This is a genomic window from Pseudomonas sp. Irchel s3h14 (assembly GCF_900187425.1).
In the GTDB taxonomy this organism is placed as follows: domain Bacteria; phylum Pseudomonadota; class Gammaproteobacteria; order Pseudomonadales; family Pseudomonadaceae; genus Aquipseudomonas.
The window spans coordinates 105206-120986 of the sequence record NZ_FYDJ01000010.1; the positions used below are offsets into that span (position 1 = coordinate 105206).

The 15781-nt window shown below is 57.6% G+C and carries 18 protein-coding genes; 13 read left to right on the forward strand and 5 right to left on the reverse strand.

Annotated features, from left to right (window positions below; genetic code table 11):
- Positions 1 to 104: 104 nt before the first annotated feature.
- Positions 105 to 716, reverse strand: a complete 612-nt coding sequence (locus CKW16_RS19695; protein WP_095129919.1) for an FMN-dependent NADH-azoreductase — start codon at positions 714 to 716, stop codon at positions 105 to 107.
- A 129-nt stretch (positions 717 to 845) separates the two neighbouring features.
- Here CKW16_RS19695 and CKW16_RS19700 point away from each other — a divergent pair, with 129 nt between their 5' ends.
- Both CKW16_RS19700 and CKW16_RS19705 read left to right on the forward strand, forming a co-directional pair.
- A complete protein-coding gene (locus tag CKW16_RS19700; protein ID WP_095129921.1) occupies positions 846 to 1754 on the forward strand; it encodes a LysR substrate-binding domain-containing protein in 909 nt (302 codons plus the stop codon).
- Entirely contained in the window at positions 1751 to 2110 is a 360-nt protein-coding gene (locus tag CKW16_RS19705; RefSeq protein WP_008149946.1) for an MmcQ/YjbR family DNA-binding protein, read from the forward strand. Before CKW16_RS19700 ends, CKW16_RS19705 begins: the two co-directional genes overlap by 4 nt.
- On the opposite strand, the gene CKW16_RS19710 is transcribed toward CKW16_RS19705, so the two are convergent.
- Genes CKW16_RS19710 through CKW16_RS32335 form a run of 3 tightly spaced genes read right to left on the reverse strand, consistent with a single transcriptional unit; the run spans position 2107 to position 3517 of the window.
- A complete protein-coding gene (locus CKW16_RS19710) occupies positions 2107 to 2535 on the reverse strand; it encodes a DUF1294 domain-containing protein (protein ID WP_095129923.1) in 429 nt (142 codons plus the stop codon). The two genes, CKW16_RS19705 and CKW16_RS19710, sit on opposite strands and share 4 nt — an antisense overlap.
- Positions 2532 to 3362, reverse strand: coding sequence for an undecaprenyl-diphosphate phosphatase (locus CKW16_RS19715; protein ID WP_095129925.1), 831 nt, complete (start codon positions 3360 to 3362; stop codon positions 2532 to 2534). Before CKW16_RS19715 ends, CKW16_RS19710 begins: the two co-directional genes overlap by 4 nt.
- On the reverse strand, positions 3362 to 3517 hold the full coding sequence (locus tag CKW16_RS32335; protein WP_176471576.1) for a hypothetical protein: 156 nt from the start codon (positions 3515 to 3517) through the stop codon (positions 3362 to 3364). The genes CKW16_RS19715 and CKW16_RS32335 overlap by 1 nt, the downstream gene beginning before the upstream one ends.
- 140 nt (positions 3518 to 3657) lie before the next feature.
- Between CKW16_RS32335 and CKW16_RS19720 the strand changes: the two genes are divergently transcribed.
- The 9 genes from CKW16_RS19720 to CKW16_RS19765 all read left to right on the forward strand — a co-directional run bounded on the left by CKW16_RS19720 (position 3658) and on the right by CKW16_RS19765 (position 12183).
- The gene (locus tag CKW16_RS19720) at positions 3658 to 5292 is read left to right on the forward strand and encodes a methyl-accepting chemotaxis protein (protein WP_095129927.1); all 1635 of its coding nucleotides are present in this window, start codon (positions 3658 to 3660) and stop codon (positions 5290 to 5292) included.
- 239 nt (positions 5293 to 5531) lie between these two features.
- Positions 5532 to 6095, forward strand: coding sequence for a nicotinamide riboside transporter PnuC (pnuC, locus tag CKW16_RS19730; protein ID WP_095129929.1), 564 nt, complete (start codon positions 5532 to 5534; stop codon positions 6093 to 6095).
- Entirely contained in the window at positions 6092 to 6616 is a 525-nt protein-coding gene (locus tag CKW16_RS19735) for an AAA family ATPase (protein WP_095129931.1), read from the forward strand. The genes pnuC and CKW16_RS19735 overlap by 4 nt, the downstream gene beginning before the upstream one ends.
- Before the next feature lie 333 nt (positions 6617 to 6949).
- Positions 6950 to 7387 carry a hypothetical protein gene (locus CKW16_RS19740; RefSeq protein ID WP_095129933.1) on the forward strand — a complete coding sequence of 146 codons (438 nt, stop codon included), beginning with the start codon at positions 6950 to 6952 and terminating at the stop codon, positions 7385 to 7387.
- 1 nt (position 7388) lies between these two features.
- Positions 7389 to 7961 (forward strand): adhesin, encoded by a 573-nt coding sequence (locus tag CKW16_RS32340; RefSeq protein ID WP_095129935.1) that lies wholly within the window; start codon positions 7389 to 7391, stop codon positions 7959 to 7961.
- 51 nt (positions 7962 to 8012) lie between these two features.
- Positions 8013 to 9338: a heme utilization protein gene (locus tag CKW16_RS19750; protein ID WP_095129937.1), complete on the forward strand. Its 1326-nt coding sequence runs from the start codon at positions 8013 to 8015 to the stop codon at positions 9336 to 9338.
- Positions 9339 to 9400: 62 nt separating this feature from the next.
- Positions 9401 to 10081: a C39 family peptidase gene (locus CKW16_RS19755; RefSeq protein ID WP_095129939.1), complete on the forward strand. Its 681-nt coding sequence runs from the start codon at positions 9401 to 9403 to the stop codon at positions 10079 to 10081.
- A gap of 34 nt (positions 10082 to 10115) precedes the next feature.
- Entirely contained in the window at positions 10116 to 10856 is a 741-nt protein-coding gene (locus CKW16_RS19760; RefSeq protein ID WP_095129941.1) for a hypothetical protein, read from the forward strand.
- Positions 10857 to 10902: 46 nt separating this feature from the next.
- A complete protein-coding gene (locus CKW16_RS19765) occupies positions 10903 to 12183 on the forward strand; it encodes a transporter (RefSeq protein ID WP_095129942.1) in 1281 nt (426 codons plus the stop codon).
- A gap of 83 nt (positions 12184 to 12266) precedes the next feature.
- Here CKW16_RS19765 and CKW16_RS19770 read toward each other — a convergent pair whose 3' ends face one another.
- Entirely contained in the window at positions 12267 to 13592 is a 1326-nt protein-coding gene (locus CKW16_RS19770; protein ID WP_095129944.1) for a sigma-54 dependent transcriptional regulator, read from the reverse strand.
- Between the two features lie 341 nt (positions 13593 to 13933).
- Here CKW16_RS19770 and CKW16_RS19775 point away from each other — a divergent pair, with 341 nt between their 5' ends.
- Complete coding sequence (locus CKW16_RS19775) at positions 13934 to 14203, forward strand: hypothetical protein (RefSeq protein WP_008149930.1); 270 nt, start codon at positions 13934 to 13936, stop codon at positions 14201 to 14203.
- Between the two features lie 239 nt (positions 14204 to 14442).
- Entirely contained in the window at positions 14443 to 15732 is a 1290-nt protein-coding gene (locus tag CKW16_RS19780) for a hypothetical protein (protein ID WP_095129946.1), read from the forward strand.
- The last annotated feature ends 49 nt before the right edge of the window (positions 15733 to 15781 follow it).

Below are 15781 nucleotides of genomic sequence, written 5' to 3' on the forward strand. Positions count from 1 at the left end.
CCGAAACAGCTAGAAACAAAAAACTCCGTATCTGGCACTTGCGTGATCAGAATACAGAGTTTTTTGGGTGTTGCTTGAGCTGTTTGATTTTCTTTACAGAAGCCTTACGCAGCGGCGAACAACTGCTCGCTGATTTGCGTGTGAGCGTCGCTCATGGCTTTGGTGCGGACTTCGTCACCGTAGGACAGGCCATGGGCACGGACGAACTCGATGTCAGTGATACCGATGAAGCCGAACAGCACCTTCAAGTAGTCTTCGTGAGCAACACCAGTCGCCTGACCCGCATGCAGACCGCCGGAAGTCGATACGATCACGACTTTCTTGCCACCGCACAGGCCTTCAGGGCCGGCTTCGGTGTAACGGAAGGTCTGACCGGCAACGGCGATGCGGTCGATCCAGGCCTTGAGTTGGGTCGGGATGGTGAAGTTGTACATCGGAGCTGCAATCACCACGGCATCGGCGGCGAGGAATTCGGCCAGGGTGGTGGCGCTCAGCTCGGCTTCGTGTTGCTGGGCGGCGTTGCGCAGTTCAGCGGTGGTGCCGGCGGCAACCAGGGTCGTGGCGGAAAAATGGCTGATGGCATCAGCGGCCAGGTCGCGGTAGGTCACCACGGCAGCCGGCTCGGCGATTTGCCAGGCTTTAACGACTTCGCTGCTCAGCTGACGGGAAGCCGAGTTGTCACCAAGAATGCTCGAATCGATATGCAGCAGTTTCATGTGGGATCTCCAGGTGAGGATCGCTACAAGGCGATCTGATGGGGAGAATCCTACAGGCGAAACCAATAGCTGATTAGACTGCAACAATGCGATAGTTCGTCCCACTGATAGAACAATCGAGTTCACACCATGCAAGACCTCAATGATCTCTACTACTTCGCCAAGGTGGTTGAAGCCGGTGGCTTCGCGGCGGCCGGGCGCTTGCTCGGAATTCCCAAGTCGCGGTTGTCGCGGCGTATCGCCGAGCTGGAAGAGCGCCTCGGCGCGCGCCTGCTGCAACGCACCACCCGACAACTGAAGTTGACCGCCGTGGGTGAACGTTACCTGCGGCACTGTCAGGCGATGCTGCTGGAAGCAGAGATGGCGGATGAAGCCGTCGCCAGCATGTCCAGCGAACCTCGGGGGCGCTTGCGGGTGTCCTGCCCGGTTGGTCTGGCCCATGAGATGTTGCCGACGGTGATCAGCAAATTTCTTGAAAAGTACCCTCAGGTTCAACTGGAAGTCATGCTGCTCAACCGCCGCGTCGACCTGGTGACCGAGGGCGTCGATGTGGCGCTGCGGGTGCGTGATTTGGGCGATGAGGATCCGCTGTTGGTCACCCGACGTTTGCGCCAGGCGCAGATGGCGATGGTCGCCAGCCCCGCGTTCTTGCACGGACGTGAAATCAACCACCCCGAAGACCTGAAAAACCTGCCCGTGCTCGGCGCCCTGGAAGCCGACCGCCTGGTGCATATCCGCCTGCTCGACCAACAGGGCAAAAGCTGCGATCTCACCCTCGAAGCGCGATTGGGCATCGATGACTTTATCGTGCGCAAGGCCTGCACCCTCGCCGGCCAGGGTTTTACCATGCTGCCGATGATGTATTGCGAGCAGGAACTGGAAAACGGCTCGCTGGTGCAATTGCTGCCCGATTGGTCGCTGCCTGGCGGCTGGCTGCAAGCGGTCTACCCTCATCGACGCGGGGTGATGCCGGCCGTACGCGCCTGGCTCGACCATTTGATCGAATCATTCAATGCCTGTGGGGACCGACTGATATGAAGGCTGGACGTATGAGCGAAGAGGATGTCGCGCAATTCTGTCTCGCGCTGCCGGGTGCGCGGGAAGACTACAAGTGGGGTGGCGTACGAGTGTTTTCGATTGCGGGGAACAAGATGTTCGCCTTGCAGAATCTGCGAGGCGAATCCCTGGCCTTCAAGGTCGACAAGGATTTGTTTCTCGGTCATTGCGACCGCCCGGGAATCCGCCCGGCGCCGTATCTGGCGCGGGCTCAGTGGATCATCATGGAAACGCCCTACCCGTTGGGCCCTGAAGAGTTGCAAGGCTTGTTGCAGCGTTCCCATCAATTGGTGGTGAGCAAGTTGCCCAAGCGCACCCAGGTCGGACTGCTGCTTTAAATCAATGCCAGCAGATTTGCACCCAGAAACAGTTGATCGATCCAGAACACTTGGTGCAGCAGCACGATGATCCAGAACAACAGCTGAAACGACACTTTGCGCGTCTTGTGCCGAAACACCTGTTGGGCCAGTAAGGCACCTGGCCAGCCGCCGGCGAGTTCCACCGCATGCAGCACGTTCTCGGGTGTGCGCCAATGGTCGGCACGAGCCTTGCGCTTGTCGCTCCAGTACAGCAAGAACGCCAGCAGGCTGACGACCCCGTACGCAACCAACGGAATCACCGAAACCCCACGCAGCCACAACGACATCGAGCCGTACATCGGCAGCGCGCACAGGACCGCAAACACCAACAGTTTCAGCTGAAGATTGCGGACCTCTCCTGCGGGTTTGCGTCCGGGGTTGTTGCGCGCGCTGGCGTCATTCATGGCTTGACCGCGGTCCAGTCGACCCAGCCGAACTGCCAGGTGGCCAGGATGACCAGGCCGAACGCGATGCGATACCAGGCAAACGCCGCATAGCTGTGGCTGCCGATGAACACCAGCAAGGCTCTGACGGCAATCATCGCGAAGATGAACGCCGTGACGAAACCGATCGCGAACACCGGAAAATCAGACGGAACGAACAGGTCGCGATACTTGTAGCCCGAGTACACCGCCGCGCCGACCATGGTCGGCATCGCCAGGAAGAAAGAAAACTCGGTGGCGGTCTTGCGCGACAAGCCGAACAGCAAACCGCCAATGATCGTCGAGCCGGAACGCGAGGTCCCGGGAATCATTGCCAGGCACTGGGCAAAGCCAACTTTCAGGGCGTCTTTCCAGGTGATTTCGTCGACGGTGTGGGCATGCACTTCATGCTGACGCTGCTCAGCCCACAGCATGACGATACCGCCCACGACCAACGCCGTGGCCACGGTGATCGGGTTGAACAGATACTCGTGGATCAGATCAGCGAACATCACCCCCAATACCACGGCTGGCAGGAAGGCGATCAGCAGGTTCGCGGTAAAGCGTCGAGCGCTCGGCTGTGTCGGCAAACCGATAACCACATCGAATATCTTGCGGCGAAACTCCCACACCACCGCCAGAATCGCCCCCAACTGAATAATGATGTTGAAGGCCATGGCCCGCTCGCCACCGAAGTCCAGCAGGTCAGCCACGATAATCTGGTGGCCGGTACTGGAAATCGGCAAAAACTCCGTCAGCCCTTCTACAACCCCAAGAATCAATGCCGAAAAGGCAGTCCAAAGATCCATCAATCCCCCAAGAAGCGATGCGCCACGGCATGCCCCGTAAATATTTTTTTCAGAACGTTGACTGCGGTCAGCGTCGCTGCTGCACCGCGCGCATAGAATCCAGCCGAAACCATAAAAATTCCGTGAAAAATCAACTTGGATTCAGGTTTTTCCATGCGGGGCCGAAATCCTATCAGACAAGTCTGATTAACGCTGCCGCGTTATTGGACTGGGGTCGGATATAACCGATTGGCAAAGTGTGGTTGGATGCTGGCGATCATTTATTACAAGAAAAAGAAATCGGAGTGACAGCGTTATGAACAGCTTGCGCAGTATGTCGATCAGCCGACGGTTGTGGCTCATCTTGATCGTGGCCGTCCTGATGCTAATGACGTTGGGCGTCTTGATGCTCAAGCAGATTCACGATGACCTGTACCACGCCAAGGCCCAGAAAACCCAGCATGTGGTGCAAACCGCCAGTGGCATTCTGACCTATTACCACAACCTCGAAACCGCCGGCACGCTCACCCGCGACGCGGCGCAGAAGCAGGCACTGAGCGCCGTTCGCGGCCTGCGCTATGACCAGAACGACTACTTCTGGATCAATGACCTGACGCCGGTGATGATCATGCACCCGGCCAACCCGAAACTCGATGGCCAGAACCTCTCGGCGATCCGCGACCCGGACGGTTTTGCCCTGTTTAACGAAATGGTCGCCGTCGCCAAGGCCAAGGGTGCCGGCACGGTCGACTATCGCTGGCCGAAGCCGGGCGCCAGCGCGCCGGTAGAAAAAACCTCCTACATCAAACTCTTCGAGCCCTGGGGATGGGTAATCGGTTCAGGTGTGTATATCGATGACATGCAGGCCGAGTTCTATGGCCAGGTCTGGAAAGCCTCGTTCGTGGGGCTGGTGATTGCCCTGATCATGGCGCTGCTGGTCATCCTGATTGCCCGCAGCATCGTGCGTCCACTGCAGGAAACCGTGAACGCCATGGCCAACATCGCCAGCGGCGAGAGCGACCTGACCCACAGCCTCGACACCCATGGCCAGGATGAAGTCACGCAACTGGCACGCCACTTCAACGCCTTCACCGCCAAGCTGCGACTGGTGATCAGGGAACTGCAAGTGTCCGCCAGTGCCCTGGGCCAGTCTTCCAGCGAACTGGGCAACGACGCCGCCCAGGCCCAGCAACGCAGTCAGCAACAGTCCCAGCAAATGGAACTGGTGGCCACAGCCATCAATGAAGTGACGTATGGCGTACACGACGTTGCGAAAAACGCCGAGCACGCCGCCAGCGAAATGCGCGACGCCGAGTCTCAGGCGCAGCAAGGCCAGGTCAACATCGATGGCAGCCTGCAACAGATCGACAAGCTGTCGTCGACCATCGATCAGGCGGTGGAAGTGATTCGCACCCTGGCCGCCGAAAGCACGCAGATCGGCAGCGTCCTCGAAGTGATCCGCTCCATCGCCGAGCAAACCAACCTGCTGGCCCTCAACGCGGCCATCGAAGCCGCCCGGGCCGGCGAGCAAGGTCGCGGTTTTGCGGTGGTGGCCGATGAAGTGCGACTGCTGGCCCAGCGTACCCAGAAGTCCACGGCCGAGATCCAGTCGATGATCGAGCGTCTGCAAAGCCACTCCGAAGCGGCGGTCAAAGTCATCGGCGACAGCAGCCGTGCATCGCAGTTGACCATCGAGCAGGCCGGCCTGGCCGGCGCAAGTCTGAATGCCATTGCCCAGGCGCTGCGCAACCTCAACGGGTTGAACGCTTCCATCGCCAGCGCAACCTTGCAACAGGCGCATGTGGTCGAGGACATCAACCAGAACGTCACCCAGGCGGCCGGCTTGTCCCACAGCACGGCGCTGGCGGCCGAACAGTCGAGCGTGGCCAGCGTTCATCTGAAGGAATTGAGTGAGCAATTGAACGGGCTGCTCAAGCAGTTCCGGGTGTAACGACGAGCCCTGTGTAGCAGCTGTCGAGCCCGCGAGGCTGCGTTCGGCTGCGGAGCAGTCGTCAATCCTGTCTGCGAGTTTTTTCTGACACACCGCTGTGTCTGATTTCACGACTGCTGCGCAGCCGAACGCAGCCTCGCGGGCTCGGCAGCTGCTACACAGGGCGGCGCATGCCGGTTCTACTTGGCAGCGCCTGCCGTTACAATCCGCTCCTCTTCGACTTCCTCCAAGGAACCTCCATGTCCGGGCTTGAACTGTTTGCCGCCACCCTCGGTGTCATTGCCGTCTGGTTGACGGTCAAACAGAACCCTTGGTGCTGGCCGATCGGTCTGGTCATGGTGCTGCTTTATAGCTGGATCTTTTTTGAGGTGAAGCTCTACTCGGACATGCTCCTGCAGGTGATCTACGCCGCATTGCAGCTCTATGGCTGGTGGCAGTGGACGCATGCGGGGGACGCGCGTCATGGTCGGCAGGTCAGCCTGCTCGACGGTAAATCGGTCGCTCTGAGTCTGCTCGTTGGCGCGGTCGGCAGTCTGTTGCTGGGCGCTGCAATGGCGAACTGGACTGATGCCGCACAACCCTGGCTCGATGCGGCACTGACTGGCTTCAGCCTGGTGGCGCAGTTATGGATGGCGCAAAAACGCCTTCAATGCTGGCCGCTGTGGTTCACCCTGGATGTGATCTTCGTCGGGCTGTTTATCTACAAAGACCTGTACCTGACCGCCGGGCTCTACGCGCTGTTCGCCCTGATTGCCGTGCAAGGCTGGCGGGAATGGCGGGCCGATCCGGCGTTGCGCACATGAAAGTTCTGGTACTCACAGGCCCTGAGTCCAGTGGCAAAAGCTGGCTTTCGAGTGAGATTCACGCCAATTTTGGCGGCATATTGGTCGGTGAGTACGTTCGGCGCTTCATCGAAAGCGAAGCCCGGGAAACCTGCTACGATGACATTGCATGCATAGCACATGGCCAGCTGAGATGGGAAGATGAAGCACGCGCCAGACAACCATCCCTGTTGATTCTCGATACACACCTATTAAGCAATATCCTTTGGAGTCGAACTTTGTTTGGCGATTGCCCGACGTGGATCGAGCAAGCATTGCTGGCACGGCACTACGACCTGCATTTATTGCTGAGCCCTGAAACCGTGGCCTGGCATGACGACGGGCAGCGTTGCCAACCGCAACTGGCAGAACGCCAGGCGTTTTTCCAGGCCAGCCGCCAATGGCTTGACCTGCACCACCAGCCTTGCCAAGTGCTGCAAGGTGATTGGCAACAACGCAAGGACGCGGCATTCGAGGCTGTGACGCGCTTGCTCAAGGCCTGACCAGCGGAATACCCCGCCCTGCCGCCAATGTCCGTTCCTGAAACACCATCCCCTGCGCAAACCCGCGAGCTAAAGCGGCTCTGGCACCTCAGCAAGAAAATGTTAAACCACTGATACAACCCGCCTTCAGCGCTCTTAGCGAGCAATACCGCCAGCTTGGACGGCGTTTTTGCGTGGCTCTGTCTCAATGGCGTTACAAAATTTTTTGACCATCTCGACAATTAAAGCCAACCAACTGTTTTTAAAAGATAAACAAAAACCGGCACACCTTCTGCTCTCTACCTCGCAACGCTGATAAGGGCCAGCGTTCCACTTACAGAAGGAATTGCCGTCGTGTGGAAACTTGAAAACAACATCTATAGCCTCCTGCTGATCGGATGCGCACTGGGCTCAAGTGTCTGCCTGCCTGTACAAGCTGACAACGGCATCATCATTATCAAACGTGATGTCCAACCGCGCATGGCAACGCGTGCGCCGGTGATGCCCGACCCCAGCCCCACGACCGCCAATGCCAACCCGTCCAAACAAATCATCAGTCAAACGAAAGAGTTGAGCGACGGCGACTTTGCCGGTGTCGCCAGTGGTGCAGGCATCTCCCGCCTGGTCACTCAAAACACCAACAACCTGGGCGGCAATGTCAGCAACCAGACCCAGCTTTCCAACCTCCCTGCTGGACGTTCGGGAAATGCCGGCAACGGTATTGCCAACATGGTCAATTCAAGCGTCCAGCAAGGCCTGGGTGCTCTGAGAGTCATAACGGGAGACCGTTAAGATGAATCGTACGCTGCTGATTATCGCCATGTTTTGCAGTGCATCGACCTTTGCCCAACCTCCCGTCATCAACAACGCCGACATCGACGGTTCGGGCACGCAGTACCAGGGCAATCTCGCCGTCAACCAGGCTGCCGGCGATCTACAGCAACAGGCTAACGCCCGGGCCATCGCCGTTGGTCATGGAGCCAGCGCGACCACACAGATTCGCCAACGGCTGCACACGGTGGTCGACCCCAGGATCGATGCTCGATCCAGCATTCAAGGCGATTCCTTCAGCCACGGCAACGGCGTACTGGGCGTCAACCAGAGCGCGGGCGCCAGCAACCAGCAAGCCAATGCCCTGCGGATAAGCATTGGCACACAGCCGCAAAGTATCGACGACAGCGTCCTCAGGCAACAGAACGTGGCGCTGATCAACAACTCCGATCCAACTGACTCTGCACCAGGCTATCGCCAGGTCGCTACCAGCGATCAGGCCTTCACCGGTAGCCGTGGGGTGATCCAGTTGAATCAGAGCGCCGGGGTGGGAAACCGAACGGCCAACACCCTGAGCGTACGGGTCATGGATTGACCCAAACAGGTAGGTACAACACTTAACCTAAAATAAGTACGGAGAACCACCATGAAACCTTCGATGGCAATAAAACCTCTGGTTTTTGCAATCGCTGCGGTCTTGGCTGTTGCTGCACAAGCTGGACAGAACGATCGGCGTGGTCACCATAATGGTCATCACAACGGTCACCACAATCCTCCTCCAACAAGGATCTATACCGACGCGACCGCCACTGCGCACGACAGGCAGAGCAGTACCGGCAACCGCATCCTCAACGAAGGGACTGAGAACTCCGCCGAGATGAGCAGCTCTGCCTCAGGCGCGAGCGGCAACGTCGGCGTCAACGTGGCAGCAGGCGCCGGCAACCAACAAGACAACGCGGCCGCCATCGCAAACGCTGGTTCCACCTCCAGCCTCGATAACAGCTTCGTGTTCGGCAATGCCGACGCCAGCGCTCGAGTCACGCAATACAGCAACAACAACAAGGTCTACAACTACGGCACCCAAAACTCTGCCGTGATGAGCGGATCGGCCGATGGTAGCAGCGGCAATATGGGGATCAATATTGCTGGCGGCGACCTCAACCAACAGAAAAACACCATGGCAATTGCCAACTCCAACTCCCCGCTGGGTAACGCATCAGCCAGCGCCTCTGCCAATCAAAGCGGTCCTGGCCTGATAGTGAATAACAACGCTGATCGGACGTACACCGTGGATACGCTGACGTTTACCAAAACGGCCAGCGGTAGTTTCTCTAAAGAGAAGTCATTCGAGGCTAGCGGCAGTCAAAGCGCTTCTTCGAGCTGGGAAGCGGCCGGATCCAGGAGCTCTGAGGCCAGCGGTTCCAAAAGCGTAGATGTGAGCGGCTCCAGGAGCACGGACAGGAGCTCTAGCAGCAGTTTTGATTTGAACGTTGATGTGAACGCTGATGTGACCGCTGATTTTGATGCGTCCAAGACTGTTACTTGGGATCACGGTCGTCGCGAGCACAGCCGCAGTGTGAGTGTCGAAGCATCGCTTGACGCATCGCTTGACGCATCGCTCGATGTATCGATCGATAAATCGAAATCACATTCCACCGACTCCTCGTTCGAAAAATCCTTCGATAAATCGTGGGAAAAATCGTCCGCCTCCTCGTACGAAAAATCGGGCAGCAAGTCGTCCGAATCTGAGTACGCAAAAGCGAAAAGCTACAGTGAGAGCAGTTCATTTGATTTGAGCAACACCTACTCCTATCAAGTGCTGACTCCAACTGGCTGGGCTAACCCTGTGACCAACACTGCAACCCTGAGCGGTTCGGTGAATGGTGGCAGTGGCAACTTGGGCGTCAACGTGGCTGCCGGTGTGGGTAACCAACAAAGCAACTCGCTGTCCATTGCCAACCAGTCGTTCTAATTGTTGTCTCTTGAGGCCCCCTTCCGGGGGCCTTTTTCAACAAAACCAGAAGGCGTCCCACTATGCGCATTATCGCCTTGGCATTTTTGCTTTGCGTGGCCAGTGTGAGCGAGGCTGCACAAATACCGCTTTCCGTCCTGCCGGGCGGCGCGGTGGTGTTCAAGCCGATCCAAAGCGTGCGTGAGCGCAAGTTTGCCGACCTGGTCCAACAGAAAACCGACTTCAGTTGCGGCGCCGCTGCGCTGGCGACGATATTGCGCCAGGCCTATTGGCTGGACGTGGACGAAGAACAAATCATCGAAGGCATGCTGGCACACTCCGACCAGGATCTTGTCCGCGTCCAGGGCTTCTCCATGCTCGACATGAAGCGTTACGTGGAGAGTATCGGCATGCGGGCCCGTGGCTATCGGGTCGCGACGGAAACCTTGAGCGAAATCAGAATTCCGGTGGTGGTACTCATGGATATCCGTGGCTACAAACATTTTGTGGTCATGCAAAGAGTTCATAAGGGCTGGGTATATATCGGAGATCCGGTACTCGGTCATAAACGTTACAAAGTCGAAGACTTTGTAAAAGGCTGGAACGGCATCATCTTTGCCGTCATCGGCCAGGGCTACGACAAAACCAATGCGTTGCTCGACCCACCCCTGCCACTGACCGCCAAAAACCGCATCAACACCTTCAACCCGGTGCAAGACACAGAGTTGATGGATTTCGGATTCATCCAAAGCGACTTCTTCTAATAACAAGGGAGCACGAGGCTCCGGGAGCATTCCAATGAAGACTCCAATCTGGCTGGCGATGGTTTGCCTGGCCGCCAGCCTGCCGACCCAGGCACAGATATTCAAACCCATTGAACTGAACGATCAGGAATTGGCGAGCCTGCGAGGCCGCTATGTCATGCCTGGACGGATCATCAGTTTCGGCATTGTCATGACCAGCACTTGGCAAAATGCCAACGGTGAAGTGATCGGGGCAACTTCCTCGATGCAAATTCAACAATCGACCATCACGCCACAGTTCTATGTGTCGATAATCAACGAAAAAGGTAATGGCTCAGCGAGTTCGCAAGGCACCGGCATCGTCATCGGCGGCAGCGGCCTGAACAGCACCGAAGGCGTCACTCAAGTCGTGCGTGCTGCCGGCGACCATAACGCTGCCTACAACAACGTTGATATCACCGTCACAAGGGCTAACCAAGCGCCAACAACGCAACAGCAGGGCCAGGCATTGGCCGCAGGCTCGACGTTGGTCGACGCCAATGGCGCGGGCTCGCTGAGCATTTCCTCGGCCGGTACGGGTGTGCAACTCAACATCGTGGCCAACAACAACCAGGGCAGTACCGTACAACGCCTGGGCCAGGGTGGACTGATGCAGAACACGACGTTGCTGGGCGGTGGTAACCAGGTCCGCAACCTCACGTCCCTCAATGTCGTGCTGCGTGACAACGTGGCGACAGGCGGGTCGCTGAACGGCAACCTGGACCAGCTCAAAGGTCTTCGCACTCAGGGATTCTGATCTACGCTCAGTCTCATCAGATGAAGTCAGTAGGGACGGCTAACCCATGCACCGATCGTTGACGTTCAGAGCCATCGTTTGTTTGAGTAGCCTGGCCCCGGCGACACTGCTATACGCAGCACCGGACCCCCAGGTCGAGATGCTAAAACAAGAACTCATGGAGTTGAAACAACGTTACGAAGCACAACAGAACGCGCTGATGGTACTCGAGCAACGCGTTCGCCAAGTCGAAGAAACACCTGCGACACCGGCTCCCAAACGCCTGACCAAATCCCCTGCCGAAACGACCAGGGGTGGCCAGACGGTGGCCGCCGGTGCGCCGGGAACCACAGGCAGTTCATACGGCCAATCGCTCAAGGATGATTCGGAGCCTGCGCAAAGCGTTTCCAACCTGTATGACGAAGCCAGCGGCTTCTTCGGTGGCGGCAAGTTCAGCTTCGAAACCGGCCTGACCTACACGCACTACGATACCCGTGCGTTGGTACTCAACGGCTTCCTGGCACTGGACTCGATTTTCCTCGGCAACATCAACATCGACCGTATCAAGTCGGATAACTGGACCCTGGACCTGACCGCCCGCTACAACACGGGACAACGCTGGCAGTTCGACATTAACGTCCCCGTGGTTTATCGCGAATCAACGTATTCCTCCGGTGGCGCCGGTGGCGCAGGCCCGGTGACCTCGGACGCCACCGTTACCCGCGACCCGACCATCGGCGATGTGAACGTTGGCGTTGCTTACAAGTTTCTGGATGAGTCGGCCAACCTGCCCGATGCGGTCGTTACACTGCGCGTCAAGGCGCCGACCGGTGATGACCCTTACGGCATCAAACTGGTCAATGACCCCAGCAACGATAACCTCTCGGTACCCGAGGACTTGCCTACCGGCAATGGTGTCTGGGCGATCACCCCGGGTATCTCGCTGGTCAAGACCTTCGACCCGGCCGTGCTGTTCGGCAGCCTGTCCTACACCTACAACATTGAAGACTCTTTCAGCGACATCAGCCCTCAGGTCAACTCCAAGGTGCCCGGTGATGTGAAACTGGGCAATTCCTGGCAGGTCGGCGCCGGCATTGCTTTCGCCTTGAACGAGAAGATGAGTATGTCGTTCTCGTTCACCGACCAGTTCGCCAGCAAGAGCAAGATCAAGCCGGACGGTGGCGATTGGCAATCGATTACCAACAGCGATTACAACTCGGCTAACTTCAACATCGGCATGACCCTGGCAGCAACCGATAACCTGACGATCGTTCCCAACCTGGCCATCGGTCTGACCGACGACTCGCCAGACTTTTCCTTCAGCCTGAAATTCCCGTACTACTTCTGATCCACAACAACAAAGCCCCGCTGCGACTTCAATCCCAGCGGGGCTTTTTTTGTTGTAGATCAAAAGATCTTTAGATCTTGCGTCTAACGTATCTGATGCTTGTGCAACAAACGGTAGAAGGTAGGCCTGGATATCCCCAACACCTTGGCGGCGATGCTCAAATTATCACTGTGGCGGTTAAGTACATCGTACAAGGCCTGGCGCTCTGCCCGGTGCTTGTAGTCTTCCAGTGTGCCTATCGGCGCGGCAATGGCCTGCGGTCTGATCAGCCCCAGGTCTCGCGCTTCGATCTGCCGGCCTTCGGCCAGTACCAACCCGCGACGTACCCGGTTGGCCAGCTCGCGCACATTGCCCGGCCAGTCATGCTTGCCCATGGCAATCAAGGCGTCTTCACTGAAGCTGCGCGGACGGCGGCCGGTTTCATGGCTGTAGAAATGGGAAAAGTGGTTGGCCAGCATCGACAGATCACCATTGCGTTCACGCAGGGGCGCGGTCGCGACCTGCAACACGTTCAGGCGGTAATACAGATCTTCACGAAAGCGTTTCTTCTCGATCGCGGCCTCAAGGTCGACATGGGTCGCGGCCAACACCCGCACATCCACGGGAATCGGCTGGCTGCCGCCCACCCGCTCGATGTGCTTTTCCTGGAGGAAACGCAACAGGTTCGCCTGCAGTTCCAGGGGCAGATCACCGATTTCGTCGAGAAACAGCGTGCCACCGTTAGCCGCTTCGATCCGCCCGACCTTGCGTTGATGGGCGCCAGTAAAAGCACCCTTCTCGTGGCCAAACAGTTCGGACTGGATCAAGTGTTCGGGAATTGCGCCGCAATTGATCGCGACAAAGGGTTTGCTGTGACGTTGGGATTGTCGATGGAGCGTGCGGGCTACCAGTTCTTTACCGGTACCGCTTTCACCACGGATCAATACCGGAGACTCGGTGGGCGCCAGCTTGCTCAGCAATTTGCGCAGTTCGCGAATGGGTTTGCTGTCGCCAAGCAGCTCGTGTTCAGGCTGATCAATGTGAACCGTGCCCTGCCCACGCAGGCGGGCCATTCCGAACGCTCGGCCCAGCGTCACCTGAACCCGGGACACATCGAATGGCAAGGTATGGAAATCGAAGAACCATTCGCAGACAAAGTCCCCGACATTTTGCAATCGCAGGACTTCCTGGTTGAGTACGGCGATCCACTCGGTACCGCTACGGCTGATGAGCTCTTTGACGGCTTCCGGGTGTTCGAGTTGAAAAGGCTGCAAACGCAACAGGCCGACGTCGCAAGTTTTGTCCCCTGCGTTTTCCAGGCTGCAGCTGTCAACATCCCAACCCACGGAGCGTAGACCCGGCAATAGACGACGACAGTCGTCGCAGGGGTCTACTACTAACAGACGTCGTAAGGCAGGCACTTCGATCATGACTGTTCCTTGGCGCCAAATTTATGAAATTTTATTAAAAACAGTCGTTTGGCGGGTCTGGCTGTAACGTTAGCAATATTTTGACGTGACCTTGTACCGTTTGACTATAGAGCGGTTGCGTTATTAGTTATAAGAAGCGTTTAGTCAGTTACCTAACGAGTCCTTCCTTTCATTCAGCTTTCAAAGTCTGTCCACGCCTTGAGCCAATGAAAAAAAGTTGATATTTCTTTTACTTGTATGTGACCCGCCCCCCGGTTGCGGACATCAGTACAAGTAACCAGCCGAACGGTAAGCCCAACCGACGGCACATCACTTGATTGGGCATACAGAGAGAAAAACCCATGAACGCCCCGCTCCGCATCAACGAAGCTCTTTTGATTGCCGACCGCGCATTCCAACCGTTCCAATGCGTGGCCTGGGCCCCACAAGACGGCAATGGCGAACTCAGCCTGACCGTTATCGATCGCACCAACACCCGCAGCATCGGCCGCAAGCAGATCCCAAGCAGTGCCTATACCGATCCTGCGCAACTTGAATGCCTGCTTGAAGCGGCACGTGCGGAATTGAGCGAGGAGGGTTACAAACTCCAATCGTGGTCGATGCCACACTAAGCGTTTTGCGGGTTACCAAACGGTAACCCGCGCCCTCCCCCGATTATTATTCGAACTTGCACGCGCCCAACTACTTGGCAGGCTTGTCAGTGGTTCGAAAAGACACTGTTCTGGCACACAGCGACCCTCCGCCTGTTAGTTATGACAGTTGTGCAATCAGGCGTTCAGGGATTGAATGTTTCCTTATACAGTCGCCACCCAAACTCCCGGTTCAGGACGACTCGCAAGGAGCTGCGTGCATGTCAATCCAGACCGCGTTTGCATTACCGGCAACACTGAGTAACGCCGGGAAACTTGATACAACCTTTGCCTCGTCTGGCAAAACCCAGGTGTATTTCGCTGGCAGCCTCTCAAGCATGGCCAACGGGGTCGCGATTGATTCACGTGGCAGGTTGCTCGTGGCGGCCAAGGTCGGAACGCCAGGCGGTAGCCGCTTCGGTCTGGCACGCTTGCTCGAGGACGGCTCGGCAGATCTGGCGTTCGGCAATCAAGGCAGCGTCATCGGGCAATTTGAACACGGCTTCGAGGCCATGGCCGGCAAAGTCCACGTACTGCCCGATGGGCACATTCTGGTCGCCGGCCTGCACTACGAAAATGCTCACCGGACACTGCCCGCCCTCGCCCTGTTCGATCAGCATGGTCGGCCGGTTCAATGTTTTGGCGACAATGGCCGCTGCGTCGTGCGTCTGCCGGGCGGTCTTTCCCAAGGCGTGCGTGACACTTGGCTACCCCCCGGCGTATCGGGCGCAGAAGGCTGTGATATCTGCGTGCAGGAGGATGGTCGAATCCTGCTGCAGGCCAATCATCACTTCGAACTGTCCGATCATGTCGGCATGCTGATACGCCTCAACACCGACGGCTCGCTGGACGACACCTTCAACGGTCGTGGCTTCGTGATTGTCAGGCACTTGTTGATGAACACCTGGCTCAGCAGCCTGATGGTGCAACGAGACGGCCGGATCCTGGTGGGCGGATCGATCAACTTTCCTGAAGAAGGTCTGCTGGCCCGCTATCACATCGACGGCAGGCTCGACGATTGTTTCGCCGTGGATGGTTTCATGACCTTCAAGGCACGTGGGTATAGCGCTCAGGTCAGCCAGATCGTCCAACAGGAAAATGGCGATGTGCAGTGTTTTGGCAGCAGCCGCGACCCGATGCATTGCCTGGCACTGAAAGTACACAGCAACGGTCGCCCGGACATTCATTGCAATGGAGGCCAGGCCCGATTGCTGGAGATCGGTCACCGCGGCTGCCAGTGGACCGACGCACAGGCACTGCCGGACGGCCGCGTGGTGACGGTCGGGGCCACGATCGGCGGCGTCGAAGCGGATTTCATTCTGGCGCGGTATCTGCCCAAAGGGCAGCTCGATCGCAGCTTCGGCAAAGGCGCCGGCTGGGTTCGCACACGCCTGGGCCGCAGTCTGGACACCGCGACTTCAGTGGTCATGCAGGCCGATGGAAACATCGTGGTCGGAGGCTATTCACTGGACGGCAACTATCGAGCGGTCGTCGCACGCTATCTGGGGTAGGCCTGCACAGTTTTCCTACACTTGATCTTCCCTCCCGCTTACGGCAAGT

What these genes read in the sequence shown, in the direction of transcription:
- CKW16_RS19695 (WP_095129919.1), bottom strand. Translation starts at nt 716, where the DNA reads ATGAAACTGCTGCATATCGATTCGAGCATTCTTGGTGACAACTCGGCT.
- CKW16_RS19700 (WP_095129921.1), top strand. Translation starts at nt 846, where the DNA reads ATGCAAGACCTCAATGATCTCTACTACTTCGCCAAGGTGGTTGAAGCC.
- CKW16_RS19705 (WP_008149946.1), top strand. Translation starts at nt 1,751, where the DNA reads ATGAAGGCTGGACGTATGAGCGAAGAGGATGTCGCGCAATTCTGTCTC.
- CKW16_RS19710 (WP_095129923.1), bottom strand. Translation starts at nt 2,535, where the DNA reads ATGAATGACGCCAGCGCGCGCAACAACCCCGGACGCAAACCCGCAGGA.
- CKW16_RS19715 (WP_095129925.1), bottom strand. Translation starts at nt 3,362, where the DNA reads ATGGATCTTTGGACTGCCTTTTCGGCATTGATTCTTGGGGTTGTAGAA.
- CKW16_RS32335 (WP_176471576.1), bottom strand. Translation starts at nt 3,517, where the DNA reads ATGGAAAAACCTGAATCCAAGTTGATTTTTCACGGAATTTTTATGGTT.
- CKW16_RS19720 (WP_095129927.1), top strand. Translation starts at nt 3,658, where the DNA reads ATGAACAGCTTGCGCAGTATGTCGATCAGCCGACGGTTGTGGCTCATC.
- pnuC (WP_095129929.1), top strand. Translation starts at nt 5,532, where the DNA reads ATGTCCGGGCTTGAACTGTTTGCCGCCACCCTCGGTGTCATTGCCGTC.
- CKW16_RS19735 (WP_095129931.1), top strand. Translation starts at nt 6,092, where the DNA reads ATGAAAGTTCTGGTACTCACAGGCCCTGAGTCCAGTGGCAAAAGCTGG.
- CKW16_RS32340 (WP_095129935.1), top strand. Translation starts at nt 7,389, where the DNA reads ATGAATCGTACGCTGCTGATTATCGCCATGTTTTGCAGTGCATCGACC.
- CKW16_RS19750 (WP_095129937.1), top strand. Translation starts at nt 8,013, where the DNA reads ATGAAACCTTCGATGGCAATAAAACCTCTGGTTTTTGCAATCGCTGCG.
- CKW16_RS19755 (WP_095129939.1), top strand. Translation starts at nt 9,401, where the DNA reads ATGCGCATTATCGCCTTGGCATTTTTGCTTTGCGTGGCCAGTGTGAGC.
- CKW16_RS19760 (WP_095129941.1), top strand. Translation starts at nt 10,116, where the DNA reads ATGAAGACTCCAATCTGGCTGGCGATGGTTTGCCTGGCCGCCAGCCTG.
- CKW16_RS19765 (WP_095129942.1), top strand. Translation starts at nt 10,903, where the DNA reads ATGCACCGATCGTTGACGTTCAGAGCCATCGTTTGTTTGAGTAGCCTG.
- CKW16_RS19770 (WP_095129944.1), bottom strand. Translation starts at nt 13,592, where the DNA reads ATGATCGAAGTGCCTGCCTTACGACGTCTGTTAGTAGTAGACCCCTGC.
- CKW16_RS19775 (WP_008149930.1), top strand. Translation starts at nt 13,934, where the DNA reads ATGAACGCCCCGCTCCGCATCAACGAAGCTCTTTTGATTGCCGACCGC.
- CKW16_RS19780 (WP_095129946.1), top strand. Translation starts at nt 14,443, where the DNA reads ATGTCAATCCAGACCGCGTTTGCATTACCGGCAACACTGAGTAACGCC.